The sequence below is a fragment of the Pseudomonas sp. Tri1 genome (assembly GCF_017968885.1).
GTDB lineage: Bacteria > Pseudomonadota > Gammaproteobacteria > Pseudomonadales > Pseudomonadaceae > Aquipseudomonas.
In genome coordinates, this window is record NZ_CP072913.1 from 6,303,118 (window position 1) to 6,324,342 (window position 21,225).

General features: G+C 62.3%; 27 protein-coding genes. 17 read left to right on the forward strand and 10 right to left on the reverse strand.

Translation table 11 applies throughout. The features are described 5' to 3' along the window. Positions 1-171: 171 nt before the first annotated feature. The 5 genes from J9870_RS27515 to J9870_RS27535 all read left to right on the forward strand — a co-directional run bounded on the left by J9870_RS27515 (position 172) and on the right by J9870_RS27535 (position 4,067). Positions 172-741, forward strand: a complete 570-nt coding sequence (locus J9870_RS27515; RefSeq protein ID WP_018609528.1) for a YqgE/AlgH family protein — start codon at positions 172-174, stop codon at positions 739-741. Continuing rightward, positions 741-1,178: a Holliday junction resolvase RuvX gene (gene ruvX / locus J9870_RS27520; protein ID WP_109752386.1), complete on the forward strand. Its 438-nt coding sequence runs from the start codon at positions 741-743 to the stop codon at positions 1,176-1,178. The genes J9870_RS27515 and ruvX overlap by 1 nt, the downstream gene beginning before the upstream one ends. Before the next feature lie 85 nt (positions 1,179-1,263). Continuing rightward, complete coding sequence (gene pyrR, locus J9870_RS27525) at positions 1,264-1,770, forward strand: bifunctional pyr operon transcriptional regulator/uracil phosphoribosyltransferase PyrR (protein WP_210641770.1); 507 nt, start codon at positions 1,264-1,266, stop codon at positions 1,768-1,770. Positions 1,771-1,794: 24 nt separating this feature from the next. Beyond that, positions 1,795-2,799 (forward strand): aspartate carbamoyltransferase catalytic subunit, encoded by a 1,005-nt coding sequence (locus J9870_RS27530; protein WP_003177495.1) that lies wholly within the window; start codon positions 1,795-1,797, stop codon positions 2,797-2,799. Further along, the gene (locus J9870_RS27535; protein ID WP_210641771.1) at positions 2,796-4,067 is read left to right on the forward strand and encodes a dihydroorotase; all 1,272 of its coding nucleotides are present in this window, start codon (positions 2,796-2,798) and stop codon (positions 4,065-4,067) included. The genes J9870_RS27530 and J9870_RS27535 overlap by 4 nt, the downstream gene beginning before the upstream one ends. Before the next feature lie 122 nt (positions 4,068-4,189). Here the strand turns inward: J9870_RS27535 and J9870_RS27540 are convergent, their stop codons facing one another. After that, on the reverse strand, positions 4,190-4,618 hold the full coding sequence (locus J9870_RS27540; RefSeq protein WP_210641773.1) for a TM2 domain-containing protein: 429 nt from the start codon (positions 4,616-4,618) through the stop codon (positions 4,190-4,192). A 250-nt stretch (positions 4,619-4,868) separates the two neighbouring features. Here J9870_RS27540 and J9870_RS27545 point away from each other — a divergent pair, with 250 nt between their 5' ends. Continuing rightward, positions 4,869-5,480, forward strand: coding sequence for a C40 family peptidase (locus J9870_RS27545; RefSeq protein ID WP_210641775.1), 612 nt, complete (start codon positions 4,869-4,871; stop codon positions 5,478-5,480). A gap of 150 nt (positions 5,481-5,630) precedes the next feature. Here J9870_RS27545 and J9870_RS27550 read toward each other — a convergent pair whose 3' ends face one another. Then, positions 5,631-6,665, reverse strand: coding sequence for a type IV pilus twitching motility protein PilT (locus J9870_RS27550; RefSeq protein ID WP_210641777.1), 1,035 nt, complete (start codon positions 6,663-6,665; stop codon positions 5,631-5,633). Between the two features lie 53 nt (positions 6,666-6,718). On the opposite strand from J9870_RS27550, the gene J9870_RS27555 reads away from it, so the two are divergent. The 10 genes from J9870_RS27555 (at position 6,719) to J9870_RS27600 (ending at position 13,708) form a co-directional block, all read left to right on the forward strand. Then, on the forward strand, positions 6,719-7,399 hold the full coding sequence (locus J9870_RS27555) for a YggS family pyridoxal phosphate-dependent enzyme (RefSeq protein ID WP_210641780.1): 681 nt from the start codon (positions 6,719-6,721) through the stop codon (positions 7,397-7,399). A gap of 36 nt (positions 7,400-7,435) precedes the next feature. Then, positions 7,436-8,254, forward strand: coding sequence for a pyrroline-5-carboxylate reductase (gene proC / locus J9870_RS27560; RefSeq protein ID WP_210641782.1), 819 nt, complete (start codon positions 7,436-7,438; stop codon positions 8,252-8,254). A gap of 10 nt (positions 8,255-8,264) precedes the next feature. After that, a complete protein-coding gene (locus tag J9870_RS27565) occupies positions 8,265-8,855 on the forward strand; it encodes a YggT family protein (protein ID WP_210641784.1) in 591 nt (196 codons plus the stop codon). 5 nt (positions 8,856-8,860) lie between these two features. After that, positions 8,861-9,154, forward strand: coding sequence for a DUF167 domain-containing protein (locus J9870_RS27570; protein WP_210641786.1), 294 nt, complete (start codon positions 8,861-8,863; stop codon positions 9,152-9,154). A 191-nt stretch (positions 9,155-9,345) separates the two neighbouring features. Then, positions 9,346-10,485, forward strand: a complete 1,140-nt coding sequence (locus J9870_RS27575) for a homoserine O-acetyltransferase (RefSeq protein ID WP_210641788.1) — start codon at positions 9,346-9,348, stop codon at positions 10,483-10,485. Positions 10,486-10,492: 7 nt separating this feature from the next. Next, positions 10,493-11,113 carry a methionine biosynthesis protein MetW gene (gene metW / locus J9870_RS27580; protein ID WP_210641791.1) on the forward strand — a complete coding sequence of 207 codons (621 nt, stop codon included), beginning with the start codon at positions 10,493-10,495 and terminating at the stop codon, positions 11,111-11,113. A gap of 26 nt (positions 11,114-11,139) precedes the next feature. Further along, positions 11,140-11,574, forward strand: a complete 435-nt coding sequence (locus J9870_RS27585; RefSeq protein WP_210641793.1) for a DUF4426 domain-containing protein — start codon at positions 11,140-11,142, stop codon at positions 11,572-11,574. Continuing rightward, positions 11,571-12,167 (forward strand): RdgB/HAM1 family non-canonical purine NTP pyrophosphatase, encoded by a 597-nt coding sequence (rdgB, locus tag J9870_RS27590; protein WP_210641795.1) that lies wholly within the window; start codon positions 11,571-11,573, stop codon positions 12,165-12,167. Before J9870_RS27585 ends, rdgB begins: the two co-directional genes overlap by 4 nt. 62 nt (positions 12,168-12,229) lie before the next feature. Next, positions 12,230-13,363 carry a radical SAM family heme chaperone HemW gene (hemW, locus tag J9870_RS27595; RefSeq protein ID WP_246883163.1) on the forward strand — a complete coding sequence of 378 codons (1,134 nt, stop codon included), beginning with the start codon at positions 12,230-12,232 and terminating at the stop codon, positions 13,361-13,363. 21 nt (positions 13,364-13,384) lie between these two features. Further along, on the forward strand, positions 13,385-13,708 hold the full coding sequence (locus J9870_RS27600) for a DUF3392 domain-containing protein (protein WP_003177482.1): 324 nt from the start codon (positions 13,385-13,387) through the stop codon (positions 13,706-13,708). Positions 13,709-13,854: 146 nt separating this feature from the next. Here the strand turns inward: J9870_RS27600 and trmB are convergent, their stop codons facing one another. The 4 genes from trmB to J9870_RS27620 form a co-directional block, all read right to left on the reverse strand. After that, on the reverse strand, positions 13,855-14,580 hold the full coding sequence (gene trmB / locus J9870_RS27605; protein WP_210641800.1) for a tRNA (guanosine(46)-N7)-methyltransferase TrmB: 726 nt from the start codon (positions 14,578-14,580) through the stop codon (positions 13,855-13,857). 9 nt (positions 14,581-14,589) lie between these two features. Then, on the reverse strand, positions 14,590-15,384 hold the full coding sequence (locus J9870_RS27610; protein WP_003177480.1) for a thiazole synthase: 795 nt from the start codon (positions 15,382-15,384) through the stop codon (positions 14,590-14,592). 53 nt (positions 15,385-15,437) lie between these two features. After that, positions 15,438-15,638, reverse strand: a complete 201-nt coding sequence (thiS, locus tag J9870_RS27615) for a sulfur carrier protein ThiS (RefSeq protein WP_018609493.1) — start codon at positions 15,636-15,638, stop codon at positions 15,438-15,440. A gap of 90 nt (positions 15,639-15,728) precedes the next feature. Beyond that, on the reverse strand, positions 15,729-16,100 hold the full coding sequence (locus tag J9870_RS27620; RefSeq protein ID WP_210641802.1) for a DUF423 domain-containing protein: 372 nt from the start codon (positions 16,098-16,100) through the stop codon (positions 15,729-15,731). Between the two features lie 73 nt (positions 16,101-16,173). Here J9870_RS27620 and mtgA point away from each other — a divergent pair, with 73 nt between their 5' ends. Further along, positions 16,174-16,896, forward strand: coding sequence for a monofunctional biosynthetic peptidoglycan transglycosylase (mtgA, locus tag J9870_RS27625; RefSeq protein ID WP_210641804.1), 723 nt, complete (start codon positions 16,174-16,176; stop codon positions 16,894-16,896). Positions 16,897-17,078: 182 nt separating this feature from the next. Here mtgA and rpoH read toward each other — a convergent pair whose 3' ends face one another. The 4 genes from rpoH to ftsY all read right to left on the reverse strand — a co-directional run bounded on the left by rpoH (position 17,079) and on the right by ftsY (position 21,166). Next, positions 17,079-17,933 (reverse strand): RNA polymerase sigma factor RpoH, encoded by an 855-nt coding sequence (gene rpoH, locus J9870_RS27630; RefSeq protein WP_003177476.1) that lies wholly within the window; start codon positions 17,931-17,933, stop codon positions 17,079-17,081. Between the two features lie 112 nt (positions 17,934-18,045). Beyond that, on the reverse strand, positions 18,046-19,068 hold the full coding sequence (gene ftsX, locus J9870_RS27635) for a permease-like cell division protein FtsX (RefSeq protein ID WP_210641811.1): 1,023 nt from the start codon (positions 19,066-19,068) through the stop codon (positions 18,046-18,048). After that, positions 19,065-19,736 (reverse strand): cell division ATP-binding protein FtsE, encoded by a 672-nt coding sequence (gene ftsE / locus J9870_RS27640; RefSeq protein ID WP_024778908.1) that lies wholly within the window; start codon positions 19,734-19,736, stop codon positions 19,065-19,067. The genes ftsX and ftsE overlap by 4 nt, the downstream gene beginning before the upstream one ends. After that, complete coding sequence (ftsY, locus tag J9870_RS27645; RefSeq protein ID WP_210641813.1) at positions 19,733-21,166, reverse strand: signal recognition particle-docking protein FtsY; 1,434 nt, start codon at positions 21,164-21,166, stop codon at positions 19,733-19,735. Before ftsY ends, ftsE begins: the two co-directional genes overlap by 4 nt. Between the last annotated feature and the right edge of the window lie 59 nt (positions 21,167-21,225).

The window sequence follows — 21,225 nt, forward strand, 5'->3', positions numbered from 1 at the left end:
ACATCCTGTGGGAGCGAGCCTGCTCGCGAAGCCATTTGTCATTCAGCATGGAAGCGACTGATACACCGCATCGCGAGCAGGCTCGCTCCCACAAGGGATTTGTGTCCGCCAGACGATTTCCTGCACATCCCCAGCTTGTCAGTTCGGCCCTGCGCCGCCACACTAGCGCCTATGAAAAACGTCAGCCCCACCTACCTCAAGCATCACTTCCTGATCGCCATGCCGCACATGGCCGATCCGAATTTTGCCCATACCTTGACCTACATTGTCGAGCACACGGCCAATGGGGCCATGGGGCTGGTGATCAATCGCCCGCAGGAGTTGAATCTGGCGGACATTCTTGAGCAGTTGCGCCCCGACGTTGAACCGCCGCTCTTGTGCCAGCACGTGCCGATTTTCATCGGCGGCCCGGTGCAGACCGACCGCGGCTTCGTACTCCACCCGTCGGGCCCCAAATACCAGGCCACCGTGGACCTGGACGGCGTATCGCTGTCCACCTCCCAGGACGTGCTGTTCGCCATCGCCGACGGCGTCGGCCCGGAGAAAAGCCTGATCGCCCTCGGCTATGCCGGCTGGGAACCTGGGCAACTGGAAGCCGAACTGGCCGATAACGCCTGGCTGACCTGCCCGTTCGACGCCGACATCCTGTTCAACACCAGCAGCGAACTGCGCCTGGAAGCGGCGGCCAGCCGGTTGGGGGTCAACCTCAGCCTGCTGACCAGCCAGGCAGGACACGCCTGATGGCGCTGCGCTTGTTGCTGGGCTTCGATTACGGCACCAAACAGATCGGCGTGGCGGTCGGCCAGGTCATCACCGGCCAGGCCCGCGAGTTGTGCACCTTGAAGGCGCAGAATGGCGTTCCGGACTGGAACCAGGTCGAAGCGCTGATCAAGGAGTGGAAACCCGATGCCGTGGTGGTCGGCCTGCCGCTGAACATGGACGGCACGCCCAGCGATATGTGCCTGCGCGCCGAAAAGTTCGCCCGCCGGCTCAATGGCCGCTTCAACCTGCCCTTCTATACCCATGACGAGCGCCTGACCACCTTCGAGGCCAAGGGTGAACGCCTGGTGCGCGGCGGGCAGAAAGGCAGTTACCGCGACAACCCGGTGGACGCCATCGCTGCCGCCTTGCTGCTGCAAGGTTGGCTCGACGCCAACGCCGCCCTGTTTGAAACCTGATTTTTTACAAAGCGCCGCCAAGGCGCTTTCTTTTAGCGATAAGCCGCGCCACTCACCACCGGCCCGGGAACCTGAAGGAGCCAGCATGAGCCTGCCCAATCCTGCCGAACTGATCAGCCAGATGGCGATCCGTCTCACGGCACACCTGGAACAACGCGGCATCAGCGAACCGCGCTACATCGGCATTCGCACCGGTGGCGTCTGGGTCGCCCAGGCCTTGCTCGATGAACTGGGCAGCCAATCGCCGCTGGGCATCCTGGACGTGTCCTTCTATCGCGACGACTTCAGCCAGAGCGGCCTGCACCCCCAAGTACGTCCCTCGGCCCTGCCGTTCGAGATCGAAGGCCAGCACCTGGTCTTGATCGACGACGTACTGATGAGCGGCCGGACTATCCGCGCCGCCATGAACGAACTGTTCGACTACGGCCGCCCGGCCAGCGTGACCCTGGTATGCCTGTTGGACCTGGACGCTGCCGAACTGCCGATCCGTCCGAACGTGGTCGGCGCGACGCTGACGCTGGCGGCCCACGAGCGAGTCAAGCTCTCCGGCCCCTCGCCGCTGCAACTCGAACTGCAAGACCTTGCCCTTTAACTGCCCTTGTAAGAGTCCATCGCGATGACGCCTCTCGAAACCAAGCGCCCGCTGCAGCTCAACGATCAGGGCCAGCTGCGGCACTTCCTGTCCCTCGACGGCCTGCGCCGCGAGCTGTTGACGGAAATCCTCGACACTGCCGACTCATTCCTCGAGGTCGGCGCCCGGGCGGTGAAGAAAGTCCCGTTGCTGCGCGGCAAGACCGTGTGCAACGTGTTCTTCGAAAACTCCACCCGTACCCGCACCACCTTCGAACTGGCGGCCCAGCGGTTGTCGGCGGACGTGATCACCCTGAACGTTTCCACGTCCTCGGCGAGCAAGGGCGAAACCCTGCTCGACACCTTGCGCAACCTCGAAGCCATGGCCGCCGACATGTTCGTCGTGCGTCACGGTGATTCCGGCGCGGCGCACTTCATTGCCGAACACGTGTGCCCGCAAGTGGCGATCATCAACGGCGGCGACGGCCGTCATGCCCACCCAACCCAGGGCATGCTGGACATGCTGACCATCCGCCGGCACAAGGGCAGCTTCGAGAACCTCTCGGTGGCGATCGTCGGCGACATCCTGCACTCACGAGTGGCCCGCTCGAACATGCTGGCCCTCAAGACCCTCGGCTGCCCGGACATCCGCGTGATCGCGCCGAAAACCCTGCTGCCCATCGGCGTCGAGCAATACGGCGTGAAGGTTTACACCGACATGACCGAAGGCCTCAAGGATGTCGACGTGGTGATCATGCTGCGCCTGCAGCGTGAACGCATGACCGGCGGCCTGCTGCCCAGCGAAGGCGAGTTCTACCGCCTGTTCGGCCTGACCACCGCCCGTTTGGCCGGGGCCAAGCCGGACGCCATCGTCATGCACCCGGGGCCGATCAACCGCGGCGTGGAAATCGAATCAGCGGTGGCTGACGGGCCACACTCAGTGATCCTCAACCAGGTGACCTACGGCATCGCCATCCGCATGGCCGTGCTGTCCATGGCCATGAGCGGGCAAACGGCCCAGCGCCAATTCGACCAGGAGAACGCCCAGTGAAGCTCAGCATTCTCGGCGCACGCGTGATCGATCCAGCCAGTGGCCTGGATCAAGTGACTGATATCCATATCGATGCCTGCAAGATCGTCGCCCTGGGCGCCGCGCCAGCCGGTTTCGTCGCGGTCCAGACCCTCGACGCCCAAGGCCTGGTGGCCGCCCCTGGCCTGGTGGACCTGAACGTCGCCCTGCGCGAACCCGGTTACAGCCGCAAGGGCAGTATTGTCAGCGAAACCCGCGCCGCCGCCGCCGGTGGCGTGACCAGCCTGTGCTGCCCACCGCAGACCAAACCGGTGCTGGACACCTCGGCCGTGGCCGAACTGATCCTCGACCGCGCCCGCGAAGCCGGCAACACCAAGGTCTTCCCCATTGGCGCGTTGAGCAAGGGTCTGGATGGCGAGCAACTGGCCGAGCTCATTGCCCTGCGCGACGCTGGTTGCGTGGCGTTCGGCAACGGCCTGAACAGCTTCCGTAACACCCGCACCCTGTGCCGCGCCCTGGAATACGCGGCGACTTTCGGCCTGACGGTGATCTTCAACTCCCAGGATCACGACCTGGCCGAAGGCGGCCTGGCCCACGAAGGCCCGACCGCCAGTTTCCTCGGCCTGCCGGGCATTCCGGAAACCGCCGAGACCGTGGCCCTGGCCCGGGACCTGCTGCTGGTGGAACAAAGCGGCGTGCGCGCGCACTTCAGCCAACTGACCAGTGCCCGCGGCGCGGCGCTGATCGCCCAGGCCCAGGCCCGTGGCCTGCCGGTGACCGCCGATGTGGCGCTGTACCAACTGATCCTGACCGACGAAGCGCTGATCGACTTCAACAGCGTTTATCACGTCCAGCCGCCGCTGCGCACCCGCGCCGACCGCGATGGCTTGCGCGAGGCGCTGAAGTCCGGGGTGATCTCGGCCATCTCCAGCCATCACCAACCCCACGAACGCGATGCCAAGCTGGCACCGTTCGGCGCCACCGAGCCGGGCATCAGCAGCGTCGAGTTGCTGCTGCCGCTGGCCCTGACCCTGGTGGAAGACGGCCTGCTCGACCTGCCGACCTTGCTGGCGCGCCTGAGTGCCGGCCCGGCCCAGGCGCTGCAATTGCCGGCGGGAAAACTGGCGGTTGGCGCAGCGGCGGACCTGGTGCTGTTCGACCCCAGCGCGTCCACCGTGGCCGGCGAAGCCTGGCGCTCCAAGGGCGACAACTGCCCGTTCCTTGGCCACAGCCTGCCGGGTGTGGTGCGCTATACCCTGATGGATGGGCGGATCACCCACCAGGCCTGATACCGCGTCGTTCCTATCGCAAGCGAGCTCGCTCCCACAGGGGGATCTTCGGTGAACACATGATCTGTGAACACCTCGATCCATGTGGGAGCGAGCTTGCTCGCGATACAGGCGACTCGGTCTTACTGGAACGCCCCCCGCTTCTGCGCATTGCGAATCGAGATCTGATCGTTCAGCGTCCAGAAGTCATACAGCACCCCCAGGAAAAACACCCCGCCGGTCAGCAGGTAAACGATCCCGCTGAGCCATTTGCCCTGATACATGCGGTGTACGCCAAATACGCCGAGAAACGTCAGCAGGATCCACGCCACGGTGTACTCGATGGGCCCCGGGGTGAACCGCAGGTCCGCTTCGCGATCCATGGCCGGGATCAGGAACAGGTCGATCAACCAGCCGATGCCCAGCAGGCCGAAGGTGAAAAACCAGATCGTGCCGGTGACCGGCCTGCCGTAATAGAAGCGGTGAGCCCCGGTAAAACCGAAAATCCACAGCAAGTAGCCGATGACTTTGCTGTGGGTATCGCCGGTTACGCCCTGCTGATAGCTGTTCATGAATGGCCTCTTTTGCCTCGATAGATAAATTTGTTCGGATTTTTTGTGACTTTTTTGTGTCTCGCCGACAGGCGGTCCTGAGCGACTTTGAACCAAGGAAACCCCCGTGGTGTCGGGGTTCTGTCGGACAATCGGGTCAATTTGTCGCAATCATGCGGGGTTCGCGCCAGGTTTCGAATCGACAAACGGCCTCGGAACAGCGAAAAAAGCTGTTATAAAGTTGCGCGCTAACCTTTAAGAGCCCTGCCTAATGCGTCCATTTTTCAAGACATGGCTGACCATTTGCCTATTATTGCCCCTGGCCGCCCACGCCACCAACCGTGAGCAACGTCTTCCCAACGTCAACGGCTACACCCCGAAATCCCATGTTTCTGCTTCTTTAAGCAAGAACAAGCCAAGCGCCGAGCGCCTGGGTTCCGCCAACAGCAAGCTGGTCCCACCGATGGCGACCAAAGCGAGCAGCAACGTGCTGAGCCGTGCCGTGAATGTACTGGGCACACCTTATCGTTGGGGCGGCAGCAGCCCAAGTAAAGGTTTCGATTGCAGCGGTTTGGTGAAATACGCCTTCAATGACGCCACCTTCGACCTGCCGCGCACCTCCAATGCGATGGCTGCCGGTCATGGCGAGAAAGTCGATCGCAAGGATCTCAAGCCCGGTGACCTGATTTTCTTCAAGCTCAAGAGCCGCCGGGTCAATCACGTGGCCATTTACCTGGGCAACGACCGCTTCATCCACGCCCCACGCCGTGGCAAGTCGGTGAGCATCGATACCTTGAACAAACCGTACTGGGACACCCACTATGTGGTGGCCAAGCGGGTTCTGCCGAAAGAGCCGGGTGGTTTGCGGGTGGTTCAGCGCTGATCCGGCATTTGTGTCGCGGCTGACTGCCCCATCGCGAGCAAGCTCGCTCCCACACTTGATCTTCAGTGGCCACATAATTTGTGAACACCTCGGACCAAATGTGGGAGCGAGCTTGCTCGCGATGGGGCCTGCAAAAACGCTGCAAGCTCCCTAGAAGTTATCCGGCGTACGCGCCCGCTCCCGGGCATGTTCGCGGCTGATCAAGCCCTTGCTCACCAAATCCTTCAAGCACATGTCCAGCGTCTGCATCCCCAGCGAACCGCCGGTCTGGATCGACGAGTACATCTGCGCCACTTTGTCTTCGCGGATCAGGTTCCGGATCGCCGAGGTCCCCAGCATGATTTCATGAGCGGCGATCCGGCCACCGCCGATTTTCTTGACCAGCGTCTGGGAAATCACCGCCTGCAACGATTCCGACAACATCGAGCGAACCATGGACTTCTCGTCCCCCGGGAACACGTCCACCACCCGGTCGATGGTCTTGGCCGCCGACGTGGTGTGCAAGGTGCCGAACACCAGGTGCCCGGTTTCAGCGGCGGTCAGGGCCAGGCGGATGGTCTCCAGGTCGCGCATCTCCCCCACCAGGATCACGTCCGGGTCTTCCCGCAGAGCCGAGCGCAGGGCCGTGGAAAAGCTTTGGGTGTCGCGGTGTACTTCGCGCTGGTTGATCAGGCATTTGCGCGGTTCGTGGACGAATTCGATGGGGTCTTCGATGGTGAGGATGTGATGGTGCTTGTGGTTGTTCAAGTGGTCGATCATCGCCGCCAGGGTGGTGGACTTGCCTGAACCGGTCGGCCCGGTCACCAACACCAGCCCGCGCGGCGCTTCGGTCACTTTGCGAAACACTTCGCCCATCCCCAGGTCTTCCATGGTCAGGACTTTCGACGGGATGGTGCGAAACACCGCCCCCGCACCGCGATTCTGATTGAAGGCGTTGACCCGAAACCGCGCCACACCTGGAACATCAAAGGAAAAATCGGTTTCCAGAAACTTCTCGTAATCCACCCGTTGCCGGTCGTTCATGATGTCGTAGATCAGCTCATGAACCTGCTTGTGGTCCAGCGCCGGCAGGTTGATACGTCGCACATCGCCATCGACGCGGATCATCGGCGGCAGCCCGGCGGACAGGTGCAGGTCCGACGCGCCCTGCTTGGCGCTGAACGCCAGTAACTCAGTGATATCCATAGCGCTCCTCAATTCCAGTAGAATGCCGCGAACCTCACCGCTGGCGCTTCTTTATGTCCACGATAGCAGACAACATCGCTCAGGTTAGATCGCGTATCCGCGCTGCGGAGCAGGCCGCCCAGCGCGCCGAACACAGCGTCCAGCTGCTGGCCGTGAGCAAGACCAAGCCCGCCCAAGCCCTGCGCGAAGCCTATGCCGCCGGCCTGCGGGACTTCGGCGAGAACTACCTGCAAGAGGCACTGGGCAAACAGGCCGAACTGACCGACCTGCCCTTGATCTGGCACTTCATCGGCCCCATTCAATCGAACAAGACGCGCGCTATTGCCGAACATTTCGACTGGGTGCATTCCGTGGATCGCTTGAAAGTTGCACAACGCCTGTCCGAGCAACGCCCCGCCGAACTGCCGCCGTTGAACATCTGCATCCAGGTCAATGTCAGCGGCGAAGCCAGCAAGTCCGGTTGCACGCCCACGGACCTGCCTGCGCTGGCGAATGCCATCAGCGCCCTGCCCCGCCTGAAACTGCGCGGGTTGATGGCGATTCCCGAGCCGACCGACGATCGTGCGGCCCAGGACGCGGCCTTCGCCGCCGTTCAACAGCTGCAGGCCAGCCTGGAGCTGCCATTGGACACACTGTCCATGGGCATGAGCCATGACCTCGAATCAGCTATTGCCCAGGGTGCCACTTGGGTGCGCATCGGTACTGCCCTGTTTGGCGCGCGCGACTATAGCTAAGCCATGCCGACCCCACTCTCTAATCAAGGACCTGTCATGAGCAACACGCGTATTGCCTTCATTGGCGCCGGCAACATGGCCGCCAGCCTGATCGGCGGCCTGCGGGCCAAGGGCCTGGACGCTTCGCAGATTCGCGCCAGCGATCCGGGTGAAGAGACCCGCACCCGGGTAAGCGCCGAGCACGGCATCGAAACCTTCGCCGACAACGCCCAGGCCATCGACGGCGTGGACGTCATCGTGCTGGCGGTCAAGCCGCAAGCGATGAAAACCGTGTGCCAAGCCCTTCGCCCCAGCCTCAAGCCCCATCAATTGGTGGTGTCGATTGCCGCCGGCATTACTTGCGCCAGCATGAACAACTGGCTCGGCGAGCAACCGATCGTACGCTGCATGCCCAACACCCCGGCGCTGCTGCGCCAGGGCGTCAGCGGGCTGTTCGCCACCGCACAGGTAAGCGCCGCACAACGCCAGCAGGCCGAAGAGCTGTTGTCGGCGGTGGGCCTCGCGCTGTGGCTGGAAACCGAGCAACAACTGGACGCCGTCACCGCCGTCTCCGGCTCCGGGCCGGCGTATTTCTTCCTGCTGATCGAAGCCATGACCGCCGCTGGCGAAAAACTCGGCCTGCCGCGGGACATCGCCGCCAAGCTGACGTTGCAGACTGCCCTGGGCGCCGCGCACATGGCAGTGTCCAGCGACGTCGACGCCGCCGAGTTGCGGCGCCGCGTGACCTCACCGGCCGGCACCACCGAAGCGGCCATCAAATCGTTCCAGACCGGGGGCTTCGAAGCCCTGGTGGAAAAAGCACTCGGCGCCGCCGCGCACCGCTCGGCCGAAATGGCCGAACAACTGGGCCAATAAGGAGCCATTCATGATTGGATTGAACACTGCAGCGGTCTACGTGCTGCAAACCCTCGGCAGCCTGTACTTGCTGATCGTGCTGCTGCGCTTCGTGCTGCAACTGGTACGCGCCAACTTCTACAACCCGCTCTGCCAGTTCATCGTCAAGGCCACCCAGCCGCTGCTCAAGCCCCTGCGCCGGATCATCCCAAGCCTGTTCGGCCTGGACATGTCGTCGCTGGTCCTGGCGATCCTCGTGCAACTGGCGCTGATGGCCCTGACCCTGCTGCTGACCTACGGCACCACCGGCAACCCGCTGCAATTGCTGATCTGGTCGATCATCGGCGTGACTGCGCTGTTCCTGAAGATATTTTTCTTCGCCCTGATCATCAGCGTGATCCTCTCGTGGGTCGCTCCGGGCAGCCACAACCCGGGCGCCGAACTGGTCAACCAGATCTGCGAACCGGCCCTGGCGCCGTTCCGTCGTATCGTGCCGAACCTTGGCGGCCTGGATATCTCGCCGATCCTGGCATTCATGGTGCTCAAGCTGATCGACATGCTGGTGATCAACAATCTGGCGGCAATGACCATGATGCCGGAAATCCTGCGCCTGCTGATCTGAGCCCGGTGAGCTACTTTCGCTGGGACGGCGACGACCTGATCCTGGAATGTCACCTGCAACCGGCAGCCCGCAGCGATGATTTCGCCGGGCTGCACGGTGACCGCCTCAAGATCCGTCTCACCGCCCCGCCGGTCGAGGGCAAGGCCAATGCCTACCTGATGGCGTTCCTGGCCAAGGCGTTTGGCGTGTCCAAGAGCCAGGTCAGCCTGGTCAGCGGCGAATTGAACCGGCAAAAGCGGGTGCGGATTCATTCGCCAAAGAAGCTGCCGGATTTGCCTGACCTCGTCCCCCGCCAATGATCGCTCCCGCGCTCCGCGTGGAAATGCATCCCGTGACGCTCTGCGTCACACCCTGAGCGGAACGCGATGCGTCCCTGGCAGCATTCCCACGCAAAGCGTGGGAACGCTCGGAAAAACCGTGCCGCGCCTTTGCTTGCCGCCTGCCACAGCGGTCTTTAGACTTACGCCTCATTTCAACGCGAGCAGGGTCGATGCCAACTGCCTTTCCCCCCGATTCCGTTGGTCTGGTGACGCCGCAAATGGCGCATTTCAGCGAGCCCCTGGCCCTGGCCTGCGGTCGTTCGTTGCCAGCCTATGACCTGATTTTCGAAACCTACGGCACCCTCAATGCCACGGCCAGCAACGCCGTGCTGATTTGCCATGCCTTGTCGGGGCATCACCATGCCGCCGGCTACCACAGCGTCGACGACCGCAAACCCGGCTGGTGGGACAGTTGCATCGGCCCCGGCAAGCCCATCGACACCAACAAGTTCTTCGTGGTCAGCCTGAACAACCTCGGCGGCTGCAACGGCTCCACCGGCCCCAGCAGCCTCAACCCGGACACCGGCAAGCCCTTCGGCGCCGATTTCCCGGTGTTGACCGTCGAAGACTGGGTCCACAGCCAGGCGCGTCTGGCTGACCGCCTCGGCATCGCCCAGTGGGCAGCGGTGATCGGCGGCAGCCTGGGCGGCATGCAGGCCCTGCAATGGACCATCACCTACCCGGACCGCGTGCGCCATTGCCTGGCAATCGCCTCGGCCCCCAAGCTATCGGCGCAGAACATCGCCTTCAACGAAGTGGCGCGCCAGGCGATCCTCACCGATCCGGAATTCCACGGCGGTTCGTTCCAGGAACACGGCGTCATCCCCAAGCGCGGGCTGATGCTGGCGCGGATGGTCGGGCACATCACCTACCTGTCCGACGACTCCATGGGCGAGAAATTCGGCCGAGGCCTCAAGAGCGAAAAGCTCAACTACGACTTCCACAGCGTCGAGTTCCAGGTCGAGAGTTACCTGCGCTATCAGGGTGAGGAGTTTTCCGGGCGCTTCGACGCCAACACCTACCTGTTGATGACCAAGGCACTGGACTACTTCGATCCGGCAGCGAACTTCGACGATAACCTGGCGAAAACCTTCGCCAATGCCAGCGCCAAGTTCTGCGTGATGTCGTTCACCACCGACTGGCGCTTCTCCCCGGCACGCTCACGGGAACTGGTGGACGCGCTGATGGCCGCGCGCAAGGACGTCTGCTACCTGGAAATCGACGCACCCCAGGGCCACGACGCCTTTTTGATCCCGATCCCGCGCTACCTGCAGGCGTTCGGCAACTACATGAACCGTATAACCCTGTGAGGACGCCATGAGAGCCGATCTGGAAATCATCCAGGAATGGATCCCCGCCGGCAGCCGCGTGCTCGACCTGGGCTGCGGCAACGGCGAGCTGCTGACCTGGCTGCGGGACAACAAGCAAGTCACCGGCTACGGCCTGGAAAACGACCCGGACAACATCGCCGAGTGCGTGGCCAAGGGCATCAACGTGATCGAGCAGGACCTGGACAAGGGCCTGGGCAACTTCGCCAGCAACAGTTTCGACGTCGTGGTCATGACCCAGGCGCTGCAAGCGGTGCACTACCCGGACAAGATCCTCGACGAAATGCTGCGGGTCGGGCGCCAGTGCATCATCACCTTCCCCAACTTCGGGCATTGGCGCTGCCGCTGGTACCTGGCGAGCAAGGGCCGCATGCCGGTGTCGGAGTTCCTGCCCTACACCTGGTACAACACGCCAAACATTCACTTCTGCACCTTCGCCGACTTCGAGGCGCTGTGTCGCGAACGCGAAGCCAAGGTCATCGATCGCCTGGCGGTGGACCAGCAGCACCGGCACGGGTGGGCGAGCAAGCTATGGCCTAATCTGTTAGGTGAGATAGGCATCTATCGGGTCAGCAGCCCAGGCCTTGCCGATTACCAGGTCGCGGTGTGAACCCCGGCCTTACCCAGGAGCACGACATGAAACGTCTAGCGTTGTTTCTCATCACCGCCTGCCTGAGCGTTGGCGCCATGGCCGCCGATGTCATCAAGGGCGAGCGCAAGGAAGTGTTCGGTGACGTCACCGTGCACTACAACACGTTCAATTCCACCTTCCTGACGCCGGACATTGCCAAGGCCGCAGAGCTGATCCGCAGCAAGGGACAGGGCGTGATCAACGTCTCGGTCCTCAAGGATGGCAAGCCGTTGATGGCCCAGGTCAGCGGCACGGTGAAAGACCTCACCAGCCAGAGTGTCCCGCTGAAGTTCAAGGAAGTCACCGAGACAGGCGCGATCTACTACATCGCCCAGTACCCGGTGGACCAACAGGAAGTCCGGACCTTCGAAATCAAGGTGAAAACCGGCGACAAGATCAACACCATCAACTTCAACCAGGAACTGTTCCCCGGCGAATGATGAACCTTACCCAACTCGTATTGGCCAGCCACAACGCCGGCAAACTCAAGGAACTGCAGGCCATGCTCGGCGGGTCGGTGCAGTTGCACTCGATTAGCGAGTTCAGCCAGGTGGAACCGGAAGAAACCGGCCTGTCGTTCGTCGAGAACGCCATCCTCAAGGCCCGTAATGCCGCGCGCATCTGCGGCCTGCCGGCGCTGGCCGACGATTCCGGGCTGGCAGTGGACTTTCTCGGCGGCGCGCCAGGCATTTACTCGGCCCGCTACGCGGACGGCAAAGGGGACGCGGCCAACAACGCCAAGCTGCTCGAAGCCCTCAAGGACGTACCTGAGGCCGAGCGCGGCGCGCAGTTCGTGTGTGTGCTGGCCCTGGTCCGCCATGCCGACGATCCGTTGCCGATCCTCTGCGAAGGCTTGTGGCACGGGCGAATCCTCACCCAAGCCAGTGGCGAACACGGTTTCGGCTACGACCCGCTGTTCTGGGTGCCGGAGCGTAACTGCTCCAGCGCCGAGCTGGGCCCGGTGGAGAAAAACCAACTGAGCCACCGCGCCCGCGCCATGGCCCTGCTGCGGCAACGCTTGGGCTTGCAATGACCATCGATTCTCCCGCGCCGCTGATTCACGGCGGTGCACAAACACCTCGGGCGCCGCTGCCAATGCTGCCGCCCCTGGCGTTGTACATCCACATCCCGTGGTGCGTACGCAAATGCCCGTATTGCGACTTCAACTCCCACACTGCCAGCCCGCAGTTGCCGGAAGAAGAGTATGTCGACGCCCTGCTGGCCGACCTCGATCAGGATCTGCATGCAGCCTATGGTCGCCCGTTGAGCTCGATCTTTTTCGGCGGCGGCACCCCGAGCCTGTTCAGCGCCCAGGCCCTGGGCCGGCTGCTCAAGGGTGTCGAGGCGCGCATACCCTTCGCCCATGACATCGAAATCACCCTGGAAGCCAACCCCGGCACCTTCGAGCAAGAGAAGTTCGTTGCTTACCGGGCCTTGGGCATCAATCGCCTGTCCATCGGCATCCAAAGCTTCCAGCAGGCCAAGCTCGAAGCCTTGGGCCGAATCCATAATGGTGACGAGGCGGTACGCGCCGCCGGTATGGCCCGCCAGGCCGGGTTCGATAACTTCAACCTCGACCTGATGCATGGTTTGCCCGACCAGTCCCTCGATGATGCCCTGAGCGATCTGCGCCAGGCCATCGCGCTGAAGCCGACTCACCTGTCCTGGTACCAGCTGACGCTGGAGCCGAACACGGTGTTCTGGAACCAGCCACCGACATTGCCGGAAGACGACACGCTGTGGGACATCCAGGAAGCCGGGCAAGCCTTGCTGGCCGAGCACGGCTACGCCCAGTACGAAGTCTCGGCCTACGCCCAACCCGGTCGGGCAGCGCGGCATAATCTCAACTACTGGAGCTTCGGCGACTTCATCGGCATCGGCGCCGGCGCCCACGGCAAGCTCAGCCATCCGGACGGGCGCATCGTGCGCACCTGGAAGACGCGCCTGCCCAAGGACTACCTCAACCCGGCCAAACGCTTCCTGGCCGGCGAAAAAGCCCTGGCCAACGAAGAGCTGCCGTTCGAGTTCTTGATGAACGCCCTGCGCCTGACCGAAGGTGTGGAAGCGCGGCTGTATCCGGAGCGCACCGGCCTGCCCCTGCACAGCCTGGCCGAAGGCCGGCGCGAGGCCGAACAAAGTGGCTTGTTGCAGGTCGAACCGTCACGTCTGGCGGCCACCGAGCGCGGCCAGCTGTTCCTCAACGACTTGCTGCAGAAATTTTTGAGCTAATTACCCAAACAAGGAAATCGAATGGATCTGGTACTCGACCTGCTCGCCACCGTGTCCCGCTGGAGCCGCAGCAACCTGTCGGAAATCTCCCTGGCATTGGTCGGCTGCCTGCTGGTGCTGTTTGGCGCCGACATCAAGGGCTGGGTCGAACAACGCCTGGGCAGCATCGCTGGCGCCTTGCGCGTGCCACTGATCGCCCTGCTGTGCATGATCGGCAGCGGCGCAGCGCTGATCTACGCCACGCCGTGGGTCGTCCGAGGCTTGAGCCAGTTCAACAACTACAGCCTGGCGCCGGTGTTGTTGGTGGTGCTGGTATTGATTGGCGTGGTCGCTGACCGTCGCTGATTTTCGATGTAGCACAGAACGAAATGTGGGAGCGAGCTTGCTCGCGATGGCGGCCTGACAGTCAACATTGATATTGAATGTCATGGCCTCATCGCGAGCAAGCTCGCTCCCACAGGGGATCCCATTTCAGCAGGATCTTCTGGTGTTTAAGCCACCTTCTCGAACTTCAAATCCCAAACCCCATGCCCCAAGCGTTCGCCACGGCGCTCGAACTTGGTGATCGGCCGTTCGGCCGGGCGTGGGACGCATTTACCGTCTTCGGCCAGGTTGCGGTAGCCCGGGGCGACGTTCATCACTTCCAGCATGTACTCGGCGTAGGGTTCCCAGTCGGTGGCCATGTGCAGCACACCGCCGACCTTCAACTTGCTGCGCACCAGTTCAGCGAACGAAGCCTGGACGATACGGCGCTTGTGGTGACGGCTCTTGTGCCATGGGTCCGGAAAGAACAGCATCAACCGGTCGAGGCTGTTGTCGGCCACGCAGCGGTTGAGCACTTCAATGGCGTCGCAATCGTAGACCCGCAGGTTGGTCAACCCCTGGGTCAGCACGCCATTGAGCAGCGCACCGACGCCGGGACGGTGGACTTCCACGCCGATGAAATCCTGCTCCGGCGCCGCGGCGGCCATTTCCAGCAGCGAGTGGCCCATGCCGAAGCCGATTTCCAGCGAGCGCGCAGCCGAGCGGCCGAACACCTGGTCAAAATCCACCGGCGCATCGGCCAGGGGCAGTACAAACAGGGGCGCGCCCTGCTCCAGGCCGCGTTGCTGGCCTTCGGTCATACGCCCGGCGCGCATCACGAAACTCTTGATGCGGCGGTGTTGGCGCTCTTCGCCTTCTTCCGGCAGGACAGGCGTGTCGTTCGATTCAGTCATCAATGGCTCTTACTTGATCAGACCATCCAGCGGCGAGGAGGCGCTGGCGTAGAGTTTTTTCGGCATGCGGCCGGCGAGGTACGCCAGCCGACCGGCCACGATGGCGTGCTTCATGGCTTCGGCCATCAGGATCGGTTGCTGAGCGTGGGCAATGGCGGAGTTCATCAGCACCGCTTCGCAACCCAGTTCCATGGCGATGGTGGCGTCGGAGGCGGTGCCGACACCGGCATCCACCAGCACCGGGATCTTGGCTTCTTCGAGGATGATCTGCAGGTTGTATGGGTTGCAGATCCCCAGGCCCGTGCCGATCAGGCCGGCCAGCGGCATGACCGCGATGCAGCCGATTTCCGCCAGTTGACGGGCGATGATCGGGTCATCGCTGGTATAGACCATCACGTCGAAACCTTCCTTGACCAGGGTTTCGGCGGCCTTGAGGGTTTCGATCACGTTGGGGAACAGGGTTTTCTGATCCGCCAGCACTTCCAGCTTCACCAGGTTGTGGCCATCAAGCAGCTCACGGGCCAGACGGCAGGTGCGCACGGCCTCGATGGCGTCGAAGCAGCCAGCGGTGTTTGGCAGGATGGTGTAGCGATCCGGCGGCAAGATATCGAGCAGGTTCGGTTCGCCCGGGTTCTGGCCGATATTGGTGCGGCGTACCGCGACGGTCACGATTTCGGCACCCGAGGCCTCGATGGCCAGGCGGGTTTCTTCCATGTCACGGTATTTGCCGGTGCCTACCAGCAAGCGCGACTGGTAGGTACGACCGGCCAGGACGAAGGGCTTGTCGCTACGAACGATGCTCATGGGAAATCCTCTGTTGGGGTGAGGTTCTTGCGAAATGCTGTGAAGCCTGAGTATCAGCCGCCGCCGATGGCGTGGACCACTTCGACACTGTCGCCGTCGTTCAACGTGGTTTCGGCATGCTGGCTGCGCGGGACGATATCCAGATTGAGCTCCACCGCGACGCGGCGTCCGGTGAGTTCCAGACGGGTCAGCAGGGCCGCGACGGTTTCACCATCGGGCAGATCAAGGGGTTCGCCGTTCAACTGAATGCGCATGCCGGATGCCGCCATCATTTTTAGGGGCTGGCATTCTAGCCCGATCAGTCTGGACGACCCAAGCCATTCGTCATGAAATGGACTGCCCGGTCAGCCCAGCCGCCAGGCGGCAAGCCCCAGGCACAGCCAGCCGATCAGGAACGCCACGCCGCCAAACGGCGTGATGATGCCCAGCTTGCTGATACCTGTGAGGGTCAGCAGGTACAGACTGCCGGAGAACAACAGGATGCCCACCACAAAGGAAACCCCGGCCCAGGTGACGATGCGTCCGGGAATGTGCGTGGCCAGCAGCGCGACGCCCAGCAGCGCCAGGGTGTGCACCAATTGATAGGTGACGCCGGTGTGGAAAATCGCCAGGTACTCGGCGCTCAGGCGATTTTTCAGGGCGTGGGCGGCAAACGCCCCCAGGGCCACGCCTGTGAAGCCGAAAAAAGCAGCCAGCATCAGAAAGCTACGCAGCATGAGAACTCCAATCAGACTCGGGGGACAGGGTCTGTATAATGGCCCGCTCGACGGGTTCGGCCAAGCCATCTCTATGCTGCGTTTACTGTTTCGACGATTCCTTAAAGCCCTGCTCTGGTTCGCCGTCGGCAGCGTTGTGCTCGTGCTGTTGTTTCGCGTGGTGCCGCCACCCTTCACGGCACTGATGATCGAACGCAAGGTTGAATCCTGGTTCGGCGGCGAACCGATTGACCTGCAACGCACCTGGCAGCCCTGGGAGCAGATTTCCGACAACCTCAAGGTCGCGGTGATCGCTGGCGAAGACCAGAAATTCCCTGAGCACTGGGGCTTCGACATCGGCGCGATCCAGGCCGCCCTCGCCCACAACGGGCGCGGTGGTTCGATTCGCGGCGCCAGCACCCTCAGCCAACAAGTGTCCAAGAACCTGTTCCTGTGGTCGGGTCGCAGTTGGCTGCGCAAAGGGCTGGAGGCCTGGTTCACTGCGCTGATCGAAGTGTTCTGGCCCAAGCAACGGATCCTCGAGGTGTACCTCAACAGCGTCGAGTGGGATGACGGAGTGTTCGGTGCCGAAGCCGCAGCGCGCCATCATTTTCGCGTCAGCGCCGACGCCTTGTCCCGGCAACAGGCGAGCCTGCTGGCGGCAGTACTGCCCAACCCGCGGGTATGGAGCGCCGGTCGGCCTAGCCCTTACGTGCTACGGCGGGCGAACTGGATTCGCCAGCAGATGAGCCAGTTGGGGGGCGACAGTTATCTGCTGGAGCTTAATAACTCACGACGGGCGCCTTGGGCGCAATAACCAAGACCTTGAAGACCCCTTGTGGGAGCGAGCTTGCTCGCGATGGCGGTGTATCAGTCAAACCTCAAGGTGGCTGACCCACCGCCATCGCGAGCAAGCTCGCTCCCACAGGGGCGCACCGCACGAACAAAAACGCCCCGATCATCACTGATCGGGGCGTTTTTTATTGTCGCTACCGCAGGTCAAGCCGCGATCGACACCTTGAGCTTGTTCATCGCGCTTTTCTCAAGCTGGCGAATCCGCTCGGCCGACACGTTGTACTTCTGTGCCAGGTCGTGCAGCGTGGCTTTTTCCTCGGCCAGCCAGCGCTGGTAGAGGATGTCACGGCTGCGTTCGTCCAGTACTTCCAGGGCTTCGTGCAGGTTGGTGTTGGAGTTGTCGCTCCAGTCGGCGTCTTCCAGTTGACGCGCCGGGTCGTACCGGTGGTCTTCCAGGTAGTTGGCCGGCGATTGGAAAGCGCTGTCGTCGTCCGCCTCGGCGGCCGGGTCGAAGGCCATGTCATGGCCGGTCAGGCGACTTTCCATCTCGCGCACTTCCCGAGGCTCTACGCCCAGGCTCTCGGCCACGCGATGGACTTCTTCGTTGTTCAACCAGGCCAGACGCTTCTTCTGGCTGCGCAGGTTGAAGAACAGCTTGCGCTGGGCCTTGGTGGTCGCCACTTTCACGATGCGCCAGTTGCGCAGAATGAACTCGTGGATTTCCGCCTTGATCCAGTGCACGGCAAACGACACCAGGCGCACACCCATTTCCGGGTTGAAACGCTTGACTGCCTTCATCAGGCCAACGTTGCCTTCCTGGATCAGGTCGGCCTGGGCCAGCCCGTAGCCGGAATAGCTGCGGGCGATATGTACGACAAAACGCAGGTGGGCGAGCACCATCTGCCGAGCCGCCTCAAGATCCTGCTCATAATAGAGACTCTCGGCCAGTTCACGCTCCTGCTCGGGCGTCAGCAATGGAATGCTGTTAACCGTGTGCACATAAGCCTCCAGGTTCGCACCCGGGACCAGAGCATAAGCAGGTTGCAAAGAAGTGGTCATACGAAAAAACCTCCGACTCACATAACTCGTGCAGTTCAGCACTGCGAAAATTGACCGGGAACCGTAAGACAAGTTCCCACAAGAACTGAAAGGTCAATACGCGCAAAAAACCCTATTTTGGCGCAAGCTCACGCAAGTGGCGTGCTACCGCAATCCATGCACCGATATAACCCAACAGCACCGCGCCAAGCAAGAGCGACAGACCGTCGGCAACTGGCACTCCGGCCAGGGAAAAATCACTGCCGTACAAACCGGCCAGCCCCACTACCGCGTCATTCAGCCAATCCAGGCCAAACGCCAACACACCCCAGGACAGAATCCCGGCTCCGAAGCCATACAGCGCCCCCATATAAAGGAAGGGCCTGCGTACATAACTGTCCGTACCGCCGACGAGTTTAATCACTTCTATCTCGGTGCGGCGGTTTTCAATATGAAGACGAATGGTATTGCCTATCACCAAAAGTAATGCAGAAACCAGAAGCACCGTCAGACCGAAGACAAACCGGTCGCCGAGCTTGAGTATCGCCGCCAGACGCTCGACCCAGACTAGATCAAGTTGTGCCTGTTGTACCTTCGGCAGCTCGGAAAGTCTTTGTCTTAATGCTTCAAGGGCCGACTTGTCGACTTCATTCGGCGTCACCAGCACCACGCCTGGCAGCGGGTTCTCCGGCAGTTCCTTGAGGGCTTCGCCCAGGCCGGACTGCTGCTGGAACTCTTCGAGTGCTTGCTCGCGGCTGATGTATTCGGCATCGGCTACACCCGGCATGGCTTTGATCTGCTCGCGCAGAGCCTGACCTTCCCCCTGGGTCGCCTCCAGTTGCAGGTACAGGGAAATCTGCGCTGCGCGCTGCCAGGAACCACCCAGGCGCTCGACATTACTTAGCAATAATGACAGGCCCATGGGCAAACTCAGGGCCACCGCCATCACCATGCAGGTAAAGAAGCTGCCGATGGGCTGCTTGCCCAGGCGCCGCAGGCTGTCCAGCAAACTGGCACGGTGGCTTTCGATCCAGGCGCGCAACAGCGTGGCGAAATCCGGGCCGTCGTCATCGTCGCGTTTTTTCTTCTGCGGCTGCGGATCGGAGGCTTTCGGGGCCACGCGTTCGGCCACTTTCGGGCTGCGGGTAGCACTCATACGCCAGCCTCCCCGTCACCGATCAAACGACCGCGCTGCAAGGTGAGCATGCGATGACGCATACGCGCGATCAATGCCAGGTCGTGACTGGCGATCAGCACACTGGTGCCTAAACGGTTGATGTCTTCGAATACGCCCATGATTTCCGCCGCCAGACGCGGGTCGAGGTTACCCGTGGGTTCGTCCGCCAGCAGCAAGGCCGGGCGATGGACGATGGCGCGGGCGATGCCGACGCGCTGTTGCTGGCCGGTGGACAGGTCGCCCGGGTACAGGTCGGTCTTGTCCGACAGGGCCACACGCTCCAGGGCCGAATCCACGCGCTTGTTGATCTCGGCCTTGGACAGTCCAAGGATCTGCAACGGCAACGCCACGTTATTGAACACGGTGCGATCGAACAGCAACTGGTGGTTCTGGAACACCACGCCGATCTGCCGCCGCAGGTAGGGGATCTGCGCATTGCTGATGGTGCTCAGGTCCTGGCCGGCCAATAGCAGTTTGCCGGTGGTGGGCCGTTCCATCGCCAGCAGCAGGCGCAGCAAGGTGCTTTTGCCGGCACCGGAATGGCCTGTGACAAACAGAAACTCGCCCCGACGGACCCGAAAGCTCAGCTCATGCAAGCCGACGTGACCGTTCGGATAGCGTTTACCGACCTGTTCGAAACGAATCATGAATGCTCCCGCTCGGCAAACAGTGCCTGGACAAAGGGCTCGGCTTCAAAGGTGCGCAAATCGTCAATGCCTTCACCCACGCCGATGTAGCGAATCGGCAGGCCAAACTGCTTGGCCAAGGCGAAAATCACCCCGCCCTTGGCGGTGCCGTCGAGCTTGGTCAGGGCCAGCCCGGTCAGTGCGACGGTCTGGTTGAACTGCTTGGCCTGGTTGATGGCGTTCTGGCCGGTGCCGGCATCCAGCACCAGCAGCACTTCGTGGGGCGCGTCGGCGTCAAGCTTGCCGATCACCCGGCGAACCTTCTTCAATTCTTCCATCAGGTTGTCTTTGGTGTGCAGGCGGCCGGCCGTGTCGGCGATCAGCACATCGATGCCACGGGCCTTCGCCGCCTGCACCGCGTCGAAGATCACCGAAGCGGAGTCGGCGCCAGTGTGCTGGGCGATCACCGGGATCTTGTTGCGCTCGCCCCACACTTGCAGCTGTTCGACCGCGGCGGCGCGGAAGGTATCGCCGGCGGCCAGCATGACTTTCTTGCCCTCGAGCTGCAGCTTCTTCGCCAGCTTGCCGATGGTGGTGGTCTTGCCGGCGCCGTTGACGCCGACGACCAGGATCACGAACGGCTTGTTTTGCGAGGCGATTACCAGCGGTTTTTCCACAGGCTTGAGCAGGTTGGTCAGCTCGCCTTGCAGGGACTTGTACAGCGCGTCGGCATCGGTCAGTTGCTTGCGCGCGACCTTCTGGGTCAGGCTCTGGATGATCACCGAGGTGGCCTCGACGCCGACATCGGCGGTCAGCAGGCGGGTTTCGATGTCTTCGAGCAATTCGTCATCGATGACTTTCTTGCCCAGAAACAGGCTGGCCATGCCTTCGCCGATGCTGGCGCTGGTCTTGGACAGGCCTTGCTTGAGGCGGGCGAAGAAACCTACCTTGTTTTCCTCGGCGCTGCGTACGGGCTCGGTGGGAGCCATCGCATCCGGCAGGGCTGGTTCTGGCTGGGGTGCAGATTGCGCAACCACGGGGGGCATGATGGCGGCCGGCTGCTCAATGACCGGTTCGACGACTGGCGCCTCGACAGCATGGGTCGGCGCCGGAATCGGCGGGGTGATATGCGGTGCGGTGTCCTCGACCAGCGCGACCGGCTCTTCCGCCACCGGCAAGGTCAGCCAGGGGGTTTGTTCGACGGACGGGGTCAGCGGCTGTTCGGCCACCGGTTCGGCAGCGACCTCAAGCTCGACCGGTTGCAGCACCGGCTCGGCCATCGGCAGGATAATGGGCGCAGCTTCTTGGGCCACTGCCTCGGCATCGGGCTCAGGCAGCGGTTGTGGCTGTTCGACGACGGTTTCCTGCGGCTTTTTGCGCAGCCATCCGAACAGGCCTTTTTTCTCGCCAGCCGCAGCTGGGGTCTTCTTGTCGTCGTTGGAACCAAACATGGAGGACGGCTATCTCACGGTAGCGACGCGCCAAGGAGGCGCCTCGGTGATAAATATTC